The organism is Pseudomonas sp. GM60, assembly GCF_000282415.1.
In the GTDB taxonomy this organism is placed as follows: domain Bacteria; phylum Pseudomonadota; class Gammaproteobacteria; order Pseudomonadales; family Pseudomonadaceae; genus Aquipseudomonas; species Aquipseudomonas migulae.
In genome coordinates, this window is record NZ_AKJI01000073.1 from 51,450 (window position 1) to 69,424 (window position 17,975).

At 56.2% G+C, this 17,975-nt stretch carries 18 protein-coding genes; 9 read left to right on the forward strand and 9 right to left on the reverse strand.

Annotation, left to right across the window (positions count from 1 at the left end):
• Positions 1-196: 196 nt before the first annotated feature.
• From PMI32_RS10995 to PMI32_RS10955, 9 genes are all read left to right on the forward strand, one after another.
• Positions 197-1,177, forward strand: a complete 981-nt coding sequence (locus PMI32_RS10995; protein WP_008030926.1) for an NAD-dependent 4,6-dehydratase LegB — start codon at positions 197-199, stop codon at positions 1,175-1,177.
• 8 nt (positions 1,178-1,185) lie between these two features.
• On the forward strand, positions 1,186-2,337 hold the full coding sequence (locus PMI32_RS10990) for a LegC family aminotransferase (RefSeq protein WP_008030929.1): 1,152 nt from the start codon (positions 1,186-1,188) through the stop codon (positions 2,335-2,337).
• A complete protein-coding gene (neuC, locus tag PMI32_RS10985; RefSeq protein WP_008030930.1) occupies positions 2,334-3,488 on the forward strand; it encodes a UDP-N-acetylglucosamine 2-epimerase in 1,155 nt (384 codons plus the stop codon). Before PMI32_RS10990 ends, neuC begins: the two co-directional genes overlap by 4 nt.
• Before the next feature lie 3 nt (positions 3,489-3,491).
• Positions 3,492-4,577, forward strand: a complete 1,086-nt coding sequence (gene neuB / locus PMI32_RS10980) for an N-acetylneuraminate synthase (RefSeq protein WP_008030932.1) — start codon at positions 3,492-3,494, stop codon at positions 4,575-4,577.
• Positions 4,574-5,251 (forward strand): acetyltransferase, encoded by a 678-nt coding sequence (locus PMI32_RS10975; RefSeq protein WP_008030933.1) that lies wholly within the window; start codon positions 4,574-4,576, stop codon positions 5,249-5,251. Before neuB ends, PMI32_RS10975 begins: the two co-directional genes overlap by 4 nt.
• Before the next feature lie 374 nt (positions 5,252-5,625).
• Positions 5,626-6,939 carry an N-acetyl sugar amidotransferase gene (locus tag PMI32_RS10970; protein ID WP_008030936.1) on the forward strand — a complete coding sequence of 438 codons (1,314 nt, stop codon included), beginning with the start codon at positions 5,626-5,628 and terminating at the stop codon, positions 6,937-6,939.
• Positions 6,936-7,697 (forward strand): imidazole glycerol phosphate synthase subunit HisF, encoded by a 762-nt coding sequence (gene hisF / locus PMI32_RS10965; protein WP_008030937.1) that lies wholly within the window; start codon positions 6,936-6,938, stop codon positions 7,695-7,697. The genes PMI32_RS10970 and hisF overlap by 4 nt, the downstream gene beginning before the upstream one ends.
• On the forward strand, positions 7,690-8,340 hold the full coding sequence (gene hisH, locus PMI32_RS10960; protein WP_008030939.1) for an imidazole glycerol phosphate synthase subunit HisH: 651 nt from the start codon (positions 7,690-7,692) through the stop codon (positions 8,338-8,340). Before hisF ends, hisH begins: the two co-directional genes overlap by 8 nt.
• On the forward strand, positions 8,337-9,044 hold the full coding sequence (locus PMI32_RS10955; protein ID WP_008030942.1) for an acylneuraminate cytidylyltransferase family protein: 708 nt from the start codon (positions 8,337-8,339) through the stop codon (positions 9,042-9,044). The genes hisH and PMI32_RS10955 overlap by 4 nt, the downstream gene beginning before the upstream one ends.
• Positions 9,045-9,154: 110 nt before the next feature.
• Here PMI32_RS10955 and PMI32_RS10950 read toward each other — a convergent pair whose 3' ends face one another.
• The 9 genes from PMI32_RS10950 to PMI32_RS10910 all read right to left on the reverse strand — a co-directional run bounded on the left by PMI32_RS10950 (position 9,155) and on the right by PMI32_RS10910 (position 17,652).
• Positions 9,155-11,359: an OsmC domain/YcaO domain-containing protein gene (locus tag PMI32_RS10950; RefSeq protein ID WP_008030943.1), complete on the reverse strand. Its 2,205-nt coding sequence runs from the start codon at positions 11,357-11,359 to the stop codon at positions 9,155-9,157.
• A 155-nt stretch (positions 11,360-11,514) separates the two neighbouring features.
• Positions 11,515-12,672, reverse strand: a complete 1,158-nt coding sequence (locus PMI32_RS10945; RefSeq protein ID WP_008030944.1) for a glutathionylspermidine synthase family protein — start codon at positions 12,670-12,672, stop codon at positions 11,515-11,517.
• Positions 12,673-12,684: 12 nt separating this feature from the next.
• Entirely contained in the window at positions 12,685-13,398 is a 714-nt protein-coding gene (locus tag PMI32_RS10940) for a DUF1190 domain-containing protein (RefSeq protein WP_008030948.1), read from the reverse strand.
• 18 nt (positions 13,399-13,416) lie between these two features.
• A complete protein-coding gene (locus PMI32_RS10935; protein WP_008030949.1) occupies positions 13,417-13,845 on the reverse strand; it encodes a DUF350 domain-containing protein in 429 nt (142 codons plus the stop codon).
• A 15-nt stretch (positions 13,846-13,860) separates the two neighbouring features.
• On the reverse strand, positions 13,861-14,535 hold the full coding sequence (locus PMI32_RS10930) for a DUF2491 family protein (RefSeq protein WP_008030951.1): 675 nt from the start codon (positions 14,533-14,535) through the stop codon (positions 13,861-13,863).
• A complete protein-coding gene (locus tag PMI32_RS10925; RefSeq protein ID WP_008030953.1) occupies positions 14,522-15,556 on the reverse strand; it encodes an ion channel in 1,035 nt (344 codons plus the stop codon). Before PMI32_RS10925 ends, PMI32_RS10930 begins: the two co-directional genes overlap by 14 nt.
• 71 nt (positions 15,557-15,627) lie before the next feature.
• Positions 15,628-16,191, reverse strand: coding sequence for a rhomboid family intramembrane serine protease (locus PMI32_RS10920; RefSeq protein WP_008030955.1), 564 nt, complete (start codon positions 16,189-16,191; stop codon positions 15,628-15,630).
• Between the two features lie 155 nt (positions 16,192-16,346).
• Positions 16,347-17,045: a PspA/IM30 family protein gene (locus PMI32_RS10915; protein WP_008030957.1), complete on the reverse strand. Its 699-nt coding sequence runs from the start codon at positions 17,043-17,045 to the stop codon at positions 16,347-16,349.
• A gap of 25 nt (positions 17,046-17,070) precedes the next feature.
• Positions 17,071-17,652 carry a YjfI family protein gene (locus tag PMI32_RS10910; protein ID WP_085989741.1) on the reverse strand — a complete coding sequence of 194 codons (582 nt, stop codon included), beginning with the start codon at positions 17,650-17,652 and terminating at the stop codon, positions 17,071-17,073.
• Positions 17,653-17,975: the final 323 nt, after the last annotated feature.

The following is a 17,975-nucleotide window of genomic DNA, read 5'->3' on the forward strand; positions in this document are numbered from 1 at the left end:
ATATGCCGACTGGTGCCCTTGCCTGGCGCGTCGCCAACCAGGCGAGCTCTTGGCAGCTCGGCGCAGTCACGGACGTGTGTCTTTCGGCGCGGGCCGCAATTTTTTTGAAGCAAGATCCGTGTGTTGGGCTCTTGCTTATTGGTTTTTTGTGTCTTGAGCTCTGGTGCTTCGGGGCAGGTACGTTAAGGGTTGAACGATGTCTACAGTTTTAGTAACCGGCGCGGATGGGTTCATTGGCTCGCATTTGACCGAACTGCTCGTGCGTGAAGGCTACAAGGTCAAGGCGCTGTCTCAGTACAACTCCTTCAATTATTGGGGGTGGCTCGAGGACGTCGATTGTCTTTCTCAAATCGAGGTGCTCAATGGTGATGTGCGTGACCCGCACTATTGCAAGCACATCACCAAAGATGTCGACATCGTTTTTCACCTGGCGGCACTGATTGCCATTCCTTATTCGTACGTTGCGCCAGACAGCTACGTAGATACCAACGTCAAAGGTACGTTGAACATCTGCCAGGCGGCGTTGGAGAATGGCGTTAAACGCGTCATCCATACGTCGACCAGTGAGGTATATGGTACTGCCCAGTATGTGCCTATCGACGAAAAGCACCCTCTTCAAGCGCAATCGCCGTATAGCGCTTCGAAAATTGGTGCCGATGCAATGGCAATGAGCTTTTTCAATGCATTCGATCTGCCGTTGACGATTGCCCGGCCATTTAATACCTACGGTCCTCGCCAGTCTGCCCGGGCGGTTATCCCGACCATCATCAGCCAGATCGCCGCTGGCCAGAAGCAAATCAAGTTGGGCGATGTAACGCCTACTCGAGACTTCAACTATGTCGCGGATACCTGCCGTGGTTTTCTCGAGCTGGCTCGTTGTGAGCAAGCGATCGGCGAGACGGTGAACATTGGTTCGAACTTCGAAATTTCGGTAGGTGACACCCTCAATCTTATTCGCGAGTTGATGAATAGCGATGTCGAGTTCCTGACGGATGACCAGCGTCTGCGTCCCGAGAAGTCCGAGGTTTTCCGGTTGTGGTGTGATAATTCGAAAATCCACGGGCTAACCGGATTCGAGCCTGATTATTCGATTCGTCAGGGCCTGGAAAAGACTGTTGAATGGTTCTCCCAGCCTCAAAATCTCGCCAAATATAAAGCCAATATTTATAACGTTTGAGGCTCGAAATGTTTGACGCTCTAGTCAGGTTTGTACGCGATCAATACGGAACAAATGAATTTATTCCGTTGCATGCCCCAGTGTTCTCCGGTAACGAGAAAACGTATGTAGCCGAAACGATTGAGTCGACCTTCGTCTCCAGTGTCGGCGCCTTTGTAGACCGTTTCGAGCAGGACATGCAGGCGTACACCGGCAGTGCGCGAGCGGTTGCCACGGTAAATGGCACTGCTGCATTACACATCGCACTGTTGTTGGCAGGTGTGAAACCGGGTGATTTGGTCATCACTCAGTCCCTGACATTTGTCGCGACATGCAATGCCATTGCCTATTGCGGCGCTCAACCGGTTTTCGTTGATGTCGATCGCGAGACGCTGGGGCTTTCGCCTTCCGCTCTGGATGCCTGGCTCGAGTCCGAAGCGTTCATCGACGCAGACGGCGTGTGCCGCCTGCGTAGCGATGATCGTGTGCTCAGAGCCTGTTTGCCCATGCATACATTTGGCCATCCTGTAGCGCTCGACGCGCTCATGGAAGTCTGTGCGCGTTGGGGGCTGGCGCTGGTGGAGGACGCTGCCGAGTCGCTGGGCAGTACTTACAAAGGGCGTCATACCGGTACATTCGGCCTGGTTGGCACACTCAGTTTCAATGGCAACAAGGTCATTACCACCGGGGGGGGCGGCATGCTGCTCACCAACGAGTTGCTGGGGGCCAAGGCCAAGCATCTGACGACCACTGCCAAGCAGCCTCATCCCTATGAATATGTACATGATGAGGTCGGTTACAACTACCGCTTGCCGAACCTTAATGCGGCGCTGGGATGTGCACAGCTAGAACAGTTGGATACATTCCTGGCGGCCAAGCGAAAATTGGCAATGAATTACAAGCATGAATTGGCGCAAACCGACTTGCAGTTCTTTACCGAGCCCGCGCATGGCAGCTCCAATTACTGGTTGAACGCAGTTGTTTGCCATGATCTCGCGCAACGTGACGCGCTCTTGAAAGCAACCAACGATAGCGGCGTCATGACTCGGCCAATCTGGAAATTGATGAACCACTTGCCGGCTTATGAGCATTGCTTGAAGGGTGACCTCAGCAACGCGCAATGGTTGGAGGCGCGTATCGTCAACTTGCCAAGCAGCGTGCCGCCGGCGGAGCGCTCATGACACGTCGCATCGCCGTATTTACCGGTACCCGGGCAGAATATGGCTTGCTCTATTGGTTGATGAAAGGCATTCAGGCCAGCGAGACTCTGGAGCTGCAAACCATCGTCAGTTGCATGCACCTTTCTCCTGAGTTTGGAGAGACCTGGCGGCAAATCGAGCGCGATGGTTTTGTAATCGACTCCAAGGTCGAGATGCTTCTGTCTTCTGATACCGATGTCGGTGTGGCCAAGTCGATGGGCTTGGGAACGCTGGGGTTTGCCGATGCTTTGGACCGGTTGCGTCCAGAGATGCTGGTCGTGCTGGGCGATCGATTCGAGGCGCTGAGTATTGTTCAGGCTGCGTTGGTCATGCGTATTCCCGTCGTTCATTTACATGGCGGCGAATTGACTGAGGGCGCGTACGACGACGCGATTCGCCATGCCATCACTAAAATGGCCTATCTGCATTTCGTGGCGGCCGAGCCCTATCGACAACGTGTCATTCAGATGGGCGAAAGTCCTGAACGGGTTTTCAACGTAGGGGCCGTGGGGCTTGACCACATCAAGCGCACGCCACTCATGTCGGCGCAAGAACTGCGCGATAGCCTCCAGTTTGCTGTGGATTCACCGCTCTTGCTGGTGACTTATCACCCGGTCACGGCGCTGGAAGAGGACCCGGTAGAGAGCTTTAGTGCCTTATTGCTGGCTTTGGAGGAGTTCGCGGAGTATCGCGTGATCCTGACTTACCCCAACGCCGATAACGGAGGTCGCGCGATCATTCCGTTGCTGGAGGATTTTGCAGCCCGCCACGCTGATCGGGTGTTGGCAATCCCTTCATTGGGTTTTCGACGCTACCTCAGTGTTGTCGCACGTTCTGCCGCTGTTGTCGGCAACTCCTCTAGCGGGATCATCGAAGTGCCGTCTTTTGGCGTGCCGACCATCAATATAGGGATGCGTCAGGCCGGCCGGTTGTGCGCCGATTCTGTATTGCACTGCCAACCCGATAAAGAGTCCATCGCGGCGGCACTTGCGTTGGCACTCAGTGCGCCATTCGCACAGTCTTGCAGGGACACAACCAACCCTTATGGGCAGGGCGATGTCGCCGAGGCTGTCGTGGCCGTTCTTGAAACCTGTGATGTGTCGAGTCACAAGTCATTTCATGATTTGAGTTGACGTATGAAACTACCCAATAAAGATGCTGTGTACGTTATTGCTGAAGCAGGTGTGAACCATAACGGTGAGCGTGAGCTCGCGTTCGAACTGGTTGACCTGGCGGCGAGCGCAGGGGCGGATGCGGTGAAGTTCCAGACTTTCGACGCCCGAAAGTTGGCTTCCGCAAGTGCCCCCAAGGCCTTGTATCAGCAAGAAACCACCGACGCGGCTGAAAGCCAGTTGGCGATGTTGCAGAAGCTTGAGCTGCCTCGTGCCTGGCATGCTGATTTGCAAAGCCATGCCAAAGCCCGTGGCATTGAGTTCATCAGCACTGCTTTTGATAGCGACAGCCTGGATTTTCTGTGTTCGCTGGATATCCCATTCTTTAAGGTTCCGTCCGGTGAGTTGACCAACGGGCCATTGCTTTGGCAATTCGCCAGGACCGGGAAGCCGCTCATCCTTTCGACGGGCATGGCAACACTGAGTGAAGTCGAGCAGGGTCTAGCGATAGTCGCGCACGCGTTGTCCAATGAACGCGAGCCAGCGGACATGGATCAGGTCTGGCGGTGTTGGAGTGATGAAGAGGCCAGGAGCCGATTGACAGGCCACGTCACGCTACTGCACTGCACTTCACAATACCCTACGCCTATGGCGGAAGTTAATCTTCGGGCGATGGACACCTTGCAACAGGCATTCGGACTTGATGTGGGGTATTCAGACCACACCGAAGGGTTGTTGGTGCCTGTCGCAGCGGTTGCCCGTGGTGCTACGGTGATTGAGAAACACTTCACGCTGGATCGCTCGATGCCGGGGCCGGATCACAAAGCATCGTTGGAGCCTGCTGAGCTGGCGGAAATGGTCTTGCAGATCCGGGCGCTTGAAAAGGCCCTCGGCAAACCAGGTAAATCGCCGCAACCGAGTGAGTGGGATACCCGTAAGGCTGCCCGCCAGCAGGTTGTCGCGGCACGTGAAATCGCCGCAGGCGAGCGCATTTCCCGGGCAGACCTTACAACAGCTCGGTGTGGTGGTGGCTTGCCCGCTACAGCTTTGTGGCAGCGAGTTGGAGTGATAGCTTCTCGCGGCTATCGAGCCGGTGAGATCATAGAATGACGTTGTCAGGTCGCAGCTTCTGCTCACGTCCGTTCGTCATTCTTGGGGCAGGAGGGCATGCAAAGGTGTTGCTCTCCCTCCTTCAGTCTATTGATGCAGATGTGAAAGGGGTTTGCGATCCTGGATTGGCGCAGAGTTCCGTCCAGTCATGGCGCGGGGTCAGGGTGCTGGGTGGGGACGAAGTGCTTGATGGGTTGGACCCGGCTCAGGTGGCATTGGTCAATGGCCTGGGGCAGGTTGTCGGTAGTAATCGCAGGAAACAGGTATTTCTGGAGCTGACAGCCAAAGGGTTCCTATTCCCGCCGCTTCTGCACTCGGCTGCATGGGTTGACTCCAGTGTGCTGCTGGAGGCCGGCGTCCAGGTCATGGCGGGAGCGGTAATTCAGCCCGATACGGTGATAGGTGCAAACACCATAGTAAATACCGGGGCCAGAATAGACCACGATTGTATGATCGGCAGCCATGTACACATCGCGCCGGCGGCGGCCTTGTGCGGTGGAGTAAAGGTCGCTGCGGGCGCTTTTATCGGTGCTGGCTCAACCACAATACAAGGCCTGACTGTTGGCGAGGGTGCCATAGTGGGGGCGGGAAGTACGTTGGTCAGGGACCTGCAAGCGGGGCATATGGTGCTGAGTTCGCCAATGCGGATCTATGAATCGAAATTTAAAATTTAGCCAAATAATCATGAAATCAGATGACCAGAGCGCTTGGGTGATCAGCCCTGACGGACGCTTGCAAGGGACTGTTACTGACGGTGATGTGCATCGTGCACATGGCGCAGGCAATGCTGGCTGTCAGGGTTCACGAATGGCAGAACCCTTTCGGAGTTATCCGAACTGAAAGTATTAAAAATGTCGGTTTCGATGAGAAGCCGATACACCGAACACATGCCAACGCGGGTATCTACCTTTTGGTCCCTGCTGTACTCGATGAGTGGGTAGTCGGAATCCAATGCGTTATGCCGACGCTGATTGAGCGCGCTGACGACCTGCAGTTGGCAAGTAATAAATACACTGTTGATAAATGATTTCGTGATTGGAGACTGGTTTTGAAAATTGCCCCTGGTTCATCTATAGATCTTTCAAGATTTACCAAGCCACACAGCGAGCTGGAAGTTTATTACGGGTTGCCGCGCGACGTTAAGTTCTGCAAAAAGTGCAACATGTCGAACCAGCAGCCGATGTCGAGTAACGAGTATGCGCACAGCAATGACTCGACCAAGACAACTCTGAGCTTTGACGAAGAGGGCGTATGCCACGCCTGCCGTTTCAATATGCTCAAAGAAGATGGCGAAATCGATTGGGATGAGCGTGAGCGCGAACTCGTCGAGCTGTGCAATCAGCACCGTAAGTCGGACGGGACCTATGACTGCATCGTGGGCGGCAGCGGTGGCAAGGACAGTGCCATGCAGTCCCACTTGTTGAAGTACAAATACGGGATGAATCCACTGACCGTGACGTGGTCCCCGCATCTGTACACCGATATTGGTTGGAAAAATTTCCAGCAATGGCTCCATGTCGGTGGTTTCGATAACTACCTGTACACGCCCAATGGCAAGATTCACCGCCTGTTGACCCGCAACGCGACCATTAACCTGCTGCACCCATTCCAGCCGTTCATTCTGGGGCAGAAGACATTCGTTGCTAAAATGGCTGCTCAACTGAACATTCCGTTGATTTTCTACGGAGAAATGCCAGGCGAATATGGTGAGAAAATCTCCCATAAAACGTCGAGCTACGCTGCGGCCAACGAAGTGGCAGAAAGCGAAGGTTTTTCTCTTGACTACTTCGGTGGTAAAGACGTCCGTGACGTATACCTGGGTGGTAAAAAGATCGGCGAATACCTGGACGAGGGCGTTCCACTGGTCGATCTGAAAAGCTACCTGCCAATGCCAGCCGATGTGCTTGAGCGCAAAGGTATCGACTTTAAGTACCTGGGTTACTACAAAAAGTGGGTACCGCAGGAGGCTTACTACTACGCCGTTGAAAATACCGGCTTTGAGGCCAACCCGGTTCGTACCGAAGGTACGTATTCCAAGTACAACAGTCTTGATGACAAAGTCGATGGTTTCTTCTATTTCACGCGTTGGATCAAGTTCGGCGTGGGTCGCTCGATGATGGACTCCGCTCAGGAGATCCGTAACCACCACATCGACAAGGACGAGGCGATTGCCTTGATGCAGCGTTATGAAGGTGAATACCCTTCGCGCTACGAAAAAGAGTTCCTGGATTACATCAGTATGACGCGTGAAGAGTTCCTGGAGACGTGTGACCGTTTCCGTTCTCCGCACCTTTGGCATGTTGTGGATGGCGAGTGGAAATTGCGTTACACGCCTTGGAATCCTCAGGTCAACGCTGAATGAGCAACACGCGACTAATTGCCCGCCTTGATGTGAAAGGCGCCAATCTCATTAAAGGCATTCATCTTGAAGGGCTCCGCGTGATCGGTTCGCCCAACGAGCATGCCCTGCGCTATTACGAGCAGGGCATTGATGAGTTGATCTATATGGATTGTGTCGCGAGCCTTTATGGGCGCAACAGCCTGGGTGAGTTGATCAAGCAGGCGGCGGAGAATGTGTTTATTCCTCTGACCGTCGGCGGAGGCGTGCGCTCGGTTGACGACGTCGCTCATCTGTTGAGATGTGGTGCTGACAAGGTGGCCGTCAACACGGCTGCTGTCAGCAATCCTCAGTTGATCACCGAGATCGCTCGACGTTTTGGCAGCCAATGTATGGTTTTGTCCATTGAGGCAAAAAGTGTCTCGCCGGAACGTTGGGAAGTTTTCACGGACAATGGCCGTGAAAGCACTGGCATTGACGTCGTCGAGTGGGCAAAAAAGGCGGCAGAGCTAGGCGCTGGGGAGATTTTACTGACGTCGGTCGACCGTGAAGGAACTCGCAAAGGCTTCGACCTGGCGCTTGTTCAGGCGGTGACCGAGTCCGTCAATATTCCTGTTATCGCCAGCGGCGGCATGGGCAAAGCCCAGGATGCTGTCGAGGTGGTCAAGGTGGGGGCGGATGCAGTCGCTATGGCTGACATTCTTCACTACAAGCGAGCATCGTTGGCTGATATCCGAACAGAAGCGTCTGCTGGCGGGATCCGGGTTCGAAAGTATGAGTAATGTAATTACTGTTATCGATTATGGCGTGGGCAACCTGTTCAGCGTCCGTCGGGCGCTGGAGCACTGTGGTGCGACGGTAAACCTGGTATCCGATCCGGATGCGTTGAAAGACGCCACCAAGGTTCTGCTGCCTGGCGTAGGTGCATTTTCCAATGCGATGACCATGCTGTCTGCGAACGGAATGGATCAGGCGATAAAAGAGTACGCCTCATCGGGTGCTCCACTTTTCGGTATTTGCCTGGGAATGCAACTGTTGCTTGATTGCAGTCACGAGTTTGGCCTTATCAATGGATTGGGATTAATCCCGGGTACGGTAGAGCCCATACCTGCCGTTGATAACAGCGGCGCTCGTCTGAAAATCCCTCATATCGGTTGGTCCGATCTGATTCGCCCGGCAGGGCGAGCTTCCTGGGATGGGACATTGCTGGCTTCGGTTGAGCCACACAATAGCGCTGTCTATTTTGTTCACTCCTACATGGCTGTGCCTGAAGACAGTGCCCATCGCGTCGCGGATTGTTTGTACGGCGATACTGCGGTGGCGGCTGTTATTGGGCGCGACAATGTGTGGGGCGCGCAATTCCACCCTGAGAAGAGTGGCAAAATCGGGTTGTCGATGTTGAGCAACTTTGTGGCGTTGAAATGAAGATCCTTGCAATCGTACCCGCGAGGGGCGGATCCAAGCGGCTACCCGGAAAGAACATCAAAGTTCTGGGTGGGCGCCCGTTGATTGCCTGGACAATTGAAGCGGCACAGCAAAGTGGCGTTGTCACCGATGTGGTGATCTCGACAGATGATATGGCTATTGCGGACATTGCCCGACAGTTTGGTGGCAATGTTCCCGGTATGAGGCCTGCACATTTGGCCACCGATACCGCTAGCAGCTTTGATGTAGTGGTGCAGGTGCTTGATGAGTATGAAGCTGCTCACGGCACCGTGGATGGTGTCATGTTGCTTCAGCCGACCTCGCCATTTCGTTCGTCCGAATCGATTCGGCGTGCGGTGATGCAGTTCCAGCAAGATGTTTCCAGATCAGTTGTCAGTGTTACGTCGGCCAGTTCTCATCCGGCTTGGTGTTTCAAGCTGGAAGGCGACACGATGACACCTTTCCTCGGTTGGGAGAGTCTCTCGAAGCGGTCTCAGGACCTTGAGCCCGCCTATACTCTGAACGGTTCGATTTACCTGATCGCACCAGACATTCTTCGAGGACAAAAACGTTTTGTAGGCCCCGATACTGTCCCGTTAGTGATAGCTGGCAGTATCGAGTCTCTGGATATTGATACTCCCGAGGATTGGGACGTTGCCGTGCGTATGCTGGAACAGACGGCGATACTTGCAAACGGCCCATGAAATGTTCATTTAAAAAAACACCGTCATTCTCATTTGAATCACGGCTGTTTGATAAGTGACAACATCTGAAGCGAAGCCATTAATCTGGCTTCGCTTTTTTGTGGGCGCTGTTAACTGGATGAGGTCGTCACGCTGGCCCGCGCCGTGTGCAGTTTTTTGTAGCTGTCGATCAGACGCAGATGCCTGTCGAGCCCCTCCAGTTTCATGCTGGTCGGCGTCAAGCCATAGAAGCGCACGGTCCCGTCCACCGAGCCGATTGCTGCATCCGTCCGCTCGCTGCCAAACATCCGGCGGAAATTGGCCTCGTAGTCTTCCAGTTCCAGGTCTTCGTCCAGTTTCATCTCCAGCACCACATTGACGGCCTGGTAGAACAAGCCGCGCTCAACCGTGTTGTCGTTGTACTGCAGGAACATTTCCACCGCCTCTTTCGCCTCTTCAAATTGTTGCAGGGCGAGATAAATCAGCAGCTTCAACTCCAGGATCGTCAGCTGACCCCAAGCAGTATTGTCGTCAAATTCAATGCCGATCAAGCTGGTGATGTCGGTGTAGTCGTCCAGCTCACTTTCCACCAGGCGCTCGACCAGCGCTCGCAGTTCGTCTTCGTCCAGGCGATGCAGGTTCAGGATGTCTTCGCGGAAGAACAGCGCTTTGTTGGTGTTATCCCAGATCAGATCGTCTACCGGATAGATTTCCGAATAGTCCGGCACCAGAATGCGGCAGGCCGTCGCGCCGATATGCTCGTAGACCGCCATGTACACTTCCTTGCCCATGCCTTCGAGAATGCCGAACAAGGTCGCGGCTTCCTCGGTATTCGAGTTTTCACCCTGGCCAGAGAAGTCCCACTCGACGAATTCGTAATCCGACTTCGAACTGAAGAAGCGCCACGACACAACGCCGCTCGAGTCGATGAAGTGCTCGACGAAGTTGTTCGGCTCGGTCACCGCATGACCTTCAAACGTCGGCTGGGGCAGGTCGTTGAGGCCTTCGAAGCTGCGGCCCTGCAGCAATTCGGTGAGGCTGCGCTCCAGTGCCACTTCAAGGCTTGGGTGCGCGCCGAACGAGGCGAACACACCGCCGGTACGCGGGTTCATCAACGTAACGCACATCACCGGGAATTCACCGCCCAGGGACGCATCCTTCACCAACACCGGGAAACCCTGTTCTTCCAGCGCCTGAATGCCGGCGAGGATCCCTGGGTACTTTGCCAGCACGTGGGCCGGCACATCCGGCAGTGCAAATTCACCTTCGATGATTTCGCGTTTTACCGCACGTTCGAAGATCTCCGACAGGCACTGCACCTGCGCTTCGGCCAGCGTGTTGCCGGCACTCATGCCGTTGCTCAGGTACAGGTTTTCAATCAGGTTGGACGGGAAATACACCACCTCGCCGTCCGACTGACGCACGTACGGCAGCGAGCAGATACCGCGCTCTTCATTGCCCGAGTTGGTGTCGATCAGATGGGAACCGCGCAGCTCGCCGTCGCGGTTGTAAATCTTCAGGCAGTACTCGTCGAGAATCTCGGTCGGCAGCGCGTCTTTACGGCCAGGCTTGAACCAGCGCTCGTCCGGATAGTGCACAAATTCCGCGTTGGCGATGTCTTCGCCCCAGAACTGGTCGTTGTAGAAGAAGTTGCAGTTGAGCCGCTCGATAAACTCGCCCAACGCCGACGCCAGTGCGCCTTCCTTGGTCGCACCCTTGCCGTTGGTGAAGCACATCGGCGAGTGCGCATCGCGGATATGCAGCGACCACACATTGGGCACGATATTGCGCCACGAGGCGATTTCAATCTTCATGCCCAGGTCCGCCAGGATGGCCGACATGTTGGCGATGGTTTGTTCCAGCGGCAGATCCTTGCCGGCAATGTAAGTGCTCGCCTCTGAGCTGGAAGCAGGCATCAACAGCGCCTGGGCATCGGCGTCGAGGTTTTCCACTTCTTCGATCACAAACTCAGGCCCGGCCTGCACCACTTTTTTCACGGTGCAACGGTCGATGGAACGCAGGATGCCCTGGCGGTCCTTGTCGGAGATGTCCGCGGGCAACTCGACCTGGATCTTGAAAATCTGGTTGTAGCGGTTTTCCGGGTCAACAATGTTGTTCTGCGACAGGCGGATGTTATCCGTGGGGATATTGCGTGTGCTGCAGTACAACTTCACGAAATACGCCGCACACAACGCCGACGAAGCCAGGAAGTAGTCGAACGGGCCTGGTGCCGAGCCATCGCCCTTGTAGCGGATTGGTTGGTCGGCCACCACCGTGAAGTCGTCGAACTTGGCTTCAAGCCGAAGGTTGTCGAGAAAGTTGACCTTGATTTCCATGGGGGGTACCAGAATAACGGGCTAGACGATTTGGCCGCCATTATCCGGCTTTTCAGCGGTAAGTCTTGTGGTTGTCGGGTTCCTGATCGGGTTTACACCTGTTTCACCCCGACGCCCGAGGCATGGCAACGGGCTTTTCCACTGACGGTAGTTGTTCAGTCGAGTATCAGGTGCGGCAAGAATCGGCTGGAATCCTTGGTAATCAGGCTGTTGTCCTCGCGCACACCGATCCCCGCGGCTTGATCGCCGATCACCCAGGAACCGATCAACGTGTAGCTATCGCCAAACTGTGGCAACGGCGCGAACTCCTGAAGGATAAACGGCGCATCCGTGTAGGGCCCATCCTCTTTCACGATCAGACCATCCGCTGTTTGCAGCTCGATGTTGGCGCCTTCCCGCGAGAAGAATGGCTTGCGCACCCAACCCTTGGGCACCGCTTTGTTCGGGTCGGTATCCAGGTGGGCGGCGAGCAGGTTCGGATGGCCTTTGTTGAACTCCCACAGCAGCGGCAGGATGCCTTTGTTGGAGATGATGGATTTCCAGGCCGGTTCGAAAAACTGCGTATCGCTCTGGGAAATCGCTGCACCAAAGGGCTCGTGGAAGATGAACTCCCAGGCGTGCAGTTTGAACAGGTGAGGAATCCAGCGATCTTCAAGATCGACGAAACGTCCGTCACTGGTGAGGCCAATGTCTTCGATGTCGATGTGGCGGGATTCGATGCCGACTTTTTCCGCAACCAGCCGCAGGTAATCGGTGGTGCCCTTGTCCTCGACCGAGTCTTTCATCGAGGCGAAATAGAACGGTTGCGTTATTTGCAGTTGAGCAAAGGCCTGATGCAGCTTGGTGTCGATGCTGTTGAACTGGTCGGCGTTCTTGGGCAACAAACCGCGCTCAATGCACTGCTCCAGCCAGCCCCACTGGAACGCCGCCGCTTCGTAGAGGCTGGTCGGCGTATCGTAGTTGAGCTCCAGCAGTTTGGCCGGGCCGTTGCCGTTGTAGGAAAAGTCCATGCGCCCGTACAGATGCGGATGACCTTCGAGCCATGACGTACGAACCAGGTCGTAGAACGGTGTCGGAATGCTCAGGCGCTCCAGCAGTTCCTCGCTCTGCACCACGCGAGCCACCAGGTCCATGCACATCTCATGGATCTCGGTGGTCGGGTCTTCGAGATCGTTCTCGATCTGTTTGAGCGTGAACTGGTAGTACGCGCTCTCGTCCCAATAGGGTTCGTCGTCGATGGTGTGGAACAGAAAGCCGAGGTTTTCGGCGGTCTGTTTCCAGTCATGACGCTCTGCGCAGAGGATTTTCTTCATGGCCCTGTTTCCTTAACTGCTCGACCCGCCGCCACCCCAGCCGCTGCGCGCACTGGCTTTGCTGCCGAAGCCGCCACGGGAAGTGGAGGAGGCAACGGACACCGGTTTGCTGGCGGAACGAATCGAGTCGGCGTAGTTGCTGCTGCCGTATCGCGCCTGATTGGATTTGGTAAAGGTCGAACCTTTCGAAATCCGCTGGCCGAGTGTCGAAGACGAATAGCTGCCACGGTCATCGCGGTAGCGGTACACCGGCTCGGAATAGTAGCTGTTGCGGTTGTTGCTCAGCATGTTGCCGATCAGCAGGCCGGTCAGCAGGCTGGTGCCGGAGAATCCCGAACCGCCACTGTTCGCTTCCGAGGCAGGCAATTGCGCTTTGGCGGCGTCCACCTGGGATTGCGTCACCTCGCCATTGGCGCTCAGTTCGAAGCCGCCGAGTTTGGGGATGAACTTGCCGGCGGAGTCCTGCTGGCACCAGTCGGCGACGAAGTCGGCTTCGCAATCGGCCTGGTTGTCGTACACCGGTGCAATGCGTCGATGTTCGGCCATGGCGGTCATGAAGGCGTCCGAGCAGACGTCCACCGGAAGTTTTTCATCGGCGCATTGCTGCACGGACTGGAAGTTGTACTTTTTCTGCACCGAGTAGGTTTTTTCCGTCGGCCCGCAGCCCGAAATCGCCATCGCGACCGAGGCTGCCAGCGACAGCTGAACGTACTTGCTTCGTTTCATCGGGAGCTCCGTGCGCGATCAGTTCGAGGAAGGGGTCATGCAGGCGGCGTTCAACATGCCGACGCTGATGGCCACGGCTGCCACGTAGATACCGGCGGCGATTTCACCTTTCTTGATGCGCTCGGAGGTGCCCTTGAGCACCAGGCTGGTCATCAGGAACGCCAACAATTGCACGAACGCGGCGATGACTGCCCAGACCACGAAGTCGAGGAGGCTGACCGAGTAGGCGATCACGTTGCTGGCCGGAATCGCGAAACCGATGACCGCACCGCCCAGGGCGATTGCAGCCGCGACGTTGCCCGAACGGATCAGTTCGAATTCCTTGTGCGGGGTGATGCGGGTGTAGATGAACTGGAACAGCGCGAACAGCACGGCGGCGCCGAGGATGTACGCAACAAACCCAAGCACGGCGGCTTTGTTCAGGGAGACGGAGAGCGCTTCTAGCATGGGGTTTCTTCCTTTTTAAAAAGTGTTCAAGTCGGTGGTGTACAGCGAAATGCCCAGCGAAGTGCTCAAGCTGATCGTACCTTCGGCGTCTTCTTCGACAGAAAACAGCAGGAATTCACGGCGGTCGGTCAGGCCGGTTTCGCGGGCGTACAGCATCGAACGGTGCTCGACGCTGTAGGACTCATCCGGGTTTTTCAGCTGTTCGCTCAACGCCACCAGTTCAGTCTGGCCATTCTCGGTGCCCCATTCGCGGGTGTATTCGACGCCGTTGTGGGTGTAGGTCGGCAGCCCGATCAGGCTGTTCGGGCCGGCCAGACGGCGCAGCTCCGCTTCGCTGCTGATGGTGATGTAGCTGAGGTAGTTGAACAGGATCACCGACTCGACCTGACCGGCGATATCGCCGGTGGTGTGCACTTGCAGCCAGTAGTCTTCGTCGTTCATGTAGTAGCGCGACAGCCAGGTCGACTGCCCGAGATCAATGGTGCCGTTGCTCCAGATCTGCTGCGAGCCGGGGATGGCCACGGCGGTTTTTTCGTCGAGCAACAATTGCAGCGTGCTGTCGAACATCACGCCTTTGCCCAGTGCCAGACCCAGCGGGCCGGCGGCCGGCTGGGTTTCGCTGGCGGTCCATTTCGAATCTGAATTCGCGTTCGGGGCCTCAAGCCCCAATAACTGTTTAAACCATCCCATTGGAGATTTCCTTGAGGCGAGTGGAGGCGATGTAGAAGAGCTCGCCGCCCTCGACGCGTGTGGCGCCAGGCGGGTTGATCGATGGTTGTCGGGCGCCCTTGGCGCGGTAGCCGATGAGGGTGGCGTTGTGACGTTCTTTCATCTGCGTGTACAGATCGCCGAAGGTCGCGTTAAACGTCTCGGGCAGTTTCATCAGGTATTGGGTCGCGCCCTGGCCCACGCACAGCAATTCGTTGATGACCACGGACGAACCGGGGTCCTGAGACGCGCGCACAAGCATCTCGATGGCCATGCTTGATGTGCATTCCAGGCTGGGGGCGTAGGCGCTGGCGAGTGCGGCGATTTCACTGTCATTGAAGTGGGCGACCACATGCCCGACAGGCTTCAGTTGATTGACCGCCAGCACGGTGGCCAGGGTCAGGTCGTCTGAATGGGTTCGAACCAGAACGCGTTCGGCACCGGGAGCGCCAGCGCGCAGTAGCAGCGCCACCGAGGACAGGCTTTCGCCCTTGATGAAGGACGCCTGTCCGGGCATGGGGTTTTCTTCAAGGGTGCAATCGCAAATGACGATCAGGTTGTCGTTGGAGGTTTCATCCTGAAGCAACAACTCAACGACCCGTTCGCTGGACGCACCTTCCCAGCCGATGAGCACCGTATGCCCGACATTGCCGGTGTAGTCACCTTTGCCCTTCATGCTTTTTCTCCATACATCGATAACGCTGCTGGTGGTTTTGCCGATGGCTGCCGTCAGCAGCGCAATGCCGCCGAGCATGACCCAGGTGGCCACGAAAATGCGCCCCGCCGATGTCTGTGGCGCGAGATCGCCATAGCCTACGGTAAGCGTGGTGGTGAGATAGAAGTAGGTAAATGTGGCGGGGGCGGTGAGGTGCTGTTCGCCCAGCAATACCAGGCCCAGATACGCCGTGGTCAGGTGTACGGCCAAGGCGATGACCAGTCCCACCCAACCGAATCGGTGGAAGAGGGACGAGGCATACATGCGCAATAAAAGGAAAATCGACATTTCGTCCCTGACTCCGTGGGTACTCATTCCTGGCGACGTTATCGCCTCGGCGTCTGAATGCTCAAGTGCGGTTAACCGGCGGCATTAAACCTGCTGCGCGGCGCAGAGAAAAGTACCTTGGCTGCAATAAATCCGGCGAGCGCCCCAAAGAGATGTCCTTCGAAGGACACACCCTGACGCGGAAGAAAGCCAAAGACCAGGCCGCCATAGAGCAGCGCCACGACGCTGGCCGTGATCAGGTTGCCCCAACTGCGGTGGAACCAGGCGCGGGACAGGAGGTAGGCCCACAGCCCGAATACCCAACCGCTGGCGCCAATGTGCACGCCGGAAAACCCGAACAGCCAGACCAGTGCGCCGCCCAGCAGAATGATGATCGCGCTGACGGCCAGGAACCGGTTGAGCCCGTCGACAATGACCAGGGTGCCCAGAATCAGGAAGGGAATCAGGTTGGCGCTGAGGTGCGCAAAGGACGCGTGCAAAAAAGGCGAGGTGATGATGCCGACCAGTCCGTGGACCGTTCTCGGCACCAGGCCGAATGCCACAAGGCTGTAGCCGGTCGCGACGTTGAGCAGTTGCAGCGCCACCATGAAAATGGCGAGCCTGGCGATTGTCTTGAAACCCTTCAGGGCATCCATCCTTGACCTCGATTCAACGAAAACTGAAACGCATATCTATTGTGGGAGCGAGCCTGCTCGCGAAGAGGGAGTGTCAGTCAACATTAATGTCGCCTGACAAACCGTAATCGCTAGCAGGCTAGCTCCCACAGGTTATGCATCTGCGACTGAGTGGGTTACTCAGCCGATTTCTGCTTCAGGCGCTCCAGGATCGCGTTGGCGCTGCCCGCGTCCGGCGTAATGCCGGCTTCGCGCAGTTTGCGCTCCAGGTCGGTGCCGGTCGCCGCTTCGGCCAGTTGGTCCTGGGCTTCCAGTTCAGCGGCGCGTTGCTGCTGCTTGGCTTGCAAGCGGTTCAGCGTGCCGACTGCGGTCTCCAGTTTGCCATTGGCGCCGCCGCTGGCGATGGACGCACTGACCTGGGCTTTCTGCACGCTTTCACGGGCCTTGGCCATGTCCACTTGCTGACGCAGGCTCTTGATGCGGCTTTCAGCCTTGGTGATGTCTTTGCGCATGTTGTCCGCATAACCGCCGAATTCGGTGGCCTGCTTCTGCTCGACATCCAGCTCGTTGGTCAGGGTCGAAATGGCTTCGGCCACTTCCAGTGCCAGGTCTTCGCGGTTGGCCTGAATGGCGGCCAGCGCCTTGGATTCCAGGTCCTTGATCTTGGCGTTGTACTCGCTGACGCGATCAGCGGACAGTTTGTGCTTGGCCATGATGGTGACCAGCTCACGCTTGGCGTTGGCCAGTGCGCTGTCGGCATCGCGGATTTCCTGGTCGAGGATGCGCAGGGCCTGTTGGTCGACGATCGATTCGCCGACTTCATTGGCACCGCCACGCAGTGCGGTGAACAATTTGCTCCAGATGGACTGAGTCATTGGATTTTCCCTGATTCCCGAATAATTAATTGAAAAAACGTTCGAAGGCTTCGCTGGCGCGCTGCACGTTGTCGACGAGGGTTTTGACCTCGGTCACGACGTTGGTCAGGCTCGAGTCGGAGCTGAGTGCGCCGAACATGTTGTAAACGACCTGCCCGTTGGGCATGGACTCGATGCCGATCGACGACAGCGGGAACATTTCCCGGCTGCGCAGCACGGCATCATTGAAGGCCTGCACGTCCTTGATCGACTCGACGTCGACCAGCACGGTATCGACGATGATCTGGTCGCCCACTACCGCGATGTAAATCGGCAAGCCACCGAAGTCGTTCATTTCCAGCTTGATGCTGGATTCGGAACCTTGGACGAGGGAGAGGGTGATGTCGTTCGAGACCACTTCGTCCAGGGCTTGAAGGGCGCTGTAGAGGCGATCGATGTTCCAGTTGTTACCTGCGCTCATGTAATTCTCCGACATGAATGAGCCAGCCAGGATCGGTTGGCGTAGCTGTTTCTCCATCTGCTTGAGCAGGCTTCGGTTTTCGGGAAGCACCCAAGTCTCGTGTTTTACATAACCGGCGGCACCCAGGCCCGCGCGCATCTGCTTCATGTAGAAGCTCGACGGTTTTTTCGCGGACGGTTTCGAGCGCTCTCCCTTGCGGCTTGCTGAATCGTTCACAGACCCGGAAGGCGGATCTGATGGAGAGCTGCTGTTCATGGTGCTGACCTCGTTGTGAAAAAACTCACGCGTGAGAAACACTACAGGCAATTTTTGCTGGGCTCAATAGCTCACGCGTGAGATTTTTTTATGGAGGGAGGGGGCGGGGATTGGGGGTATATCCGTTTTTTGGGTGATGGCGGATATTGGTTTCGCCCTTACGGCGAGTCACTTGGAAAAGCCCCAAGTAACCAAGGGCTCTTGCCCCTTTCGTT

Coding starts and splice junctions, on each gene's coding strand:
- PMI32_RS10995 (WP_008030926.1), top strand. CDS start 197: ATGTCTACAGTTTTAGTAACCGGCGCGGATGGGTTCATTGGCTCGCAT.
- PMI32_RS10990 (WP_008030929.1), top strand. CDS start 1,186: ATGTTTGACGCTCTAGTCAGGTTTGTACGCGATCAATACGGAACAAAT.
- neuC (WP_008030930.1), top strand. CDS start 2,334: ATGACACGTCGCATCGCCGTATTTACCGGTACCCGGGCAGAATATGGC.
- neuB (WP_008030932.1), top strand. CDS start 3,492: ATGAAACTACCCAATAAAGATGCTGTGTACGTTATTGCTGAAGCAGGT.
- PMI32_RS10975 (WP_008030933.1), top strand. CDS start 4,574: ATGACGTTGTCAGGTCGCAGCTTCTGCTCACGTCCGTTCGTCATTCTT.
- hisF (WP_008030937.1), top strand. CDS start 6,936: ATGAGCAACACGCGACTAATTGCCCGCCTTGATGTGAAAGGCGCCAAT.
- hisH (WP_008030939.1), top strand. CDS start 7,690: ATGAGTAATGTAATTACTGTTATCGATTATGGCGTGGGCAACCTGTTC.
- PMI32_RS10955 (WP_008030942.1), top strand. CDS start 8,337: ATGAAGATCCTTGCAATCGTACCCGCGAGGGGCGGATCCAAGCGGCTA.
- PMI32_RS10950 (WP_008030943.1), bottom strand. CDS start 11,359: ATGGAAATCAAGGTCAACTTTCTCGACAACCTTCGGCTTGAAGCCAAG.
- PMI32_RS10945 (WP_008030944.1), bottom strand. CDS start 12,672: ATGAAGAAAATCCTCTGCGCAGAGCGTCATGACTGGAAACAGACCGCC.
- PMI32_RS10940 (WP_008030948.1), bottom strand. CDS start 13,398: ATGAAACGAAGCAAGTACGTTCAGCTGTCGCTGGCAGCCTCGGTCGCG.
- PMI32_RS10935 (WP_008030949.1), bottom strand. CDS start 13,845: ATGCTAGAAGCGCTCTCCGTCTCCCTGAACAAAGCCGCCGTGCTTGGG.
- PMI32_RS10930 (WP_008030951.1), bottom strand. CDS start 14,535: ATGGGATGGTTTAAACAGTTATTGGGGCTTGAGGCCCCGAACGCGAAT.
- PMI32_RS10925 (WP_008030953.1), bottom strand. CDS start 15,556: ATGTCGATTTTCCTTTTATTGCGCATGTATGCCTCGTCCCTCTTCCAC.
- PMI32_RS10920 (WP_008030955.1), bottom strand. CDS start 16,191: ATGGATGCCCTGAAGGGTTTCAAGACAATCGCCAGGCTCGCCATTTTC.
- PMI32_RS10915 (WP_008030957.1), bottom strand. CDS start 17,045: ATGACTCAGTCCATCTGGAGCAAATTGTTCACCGCACTGCGTGGCGGT.
- PMI32_RS10910 (WP_085989741.1), bottom strand. CDS start 17,652: ATGAAGCAGATGCGCGCGGGCCTGGGTGCCGCCGGTTATGTAAAACAC.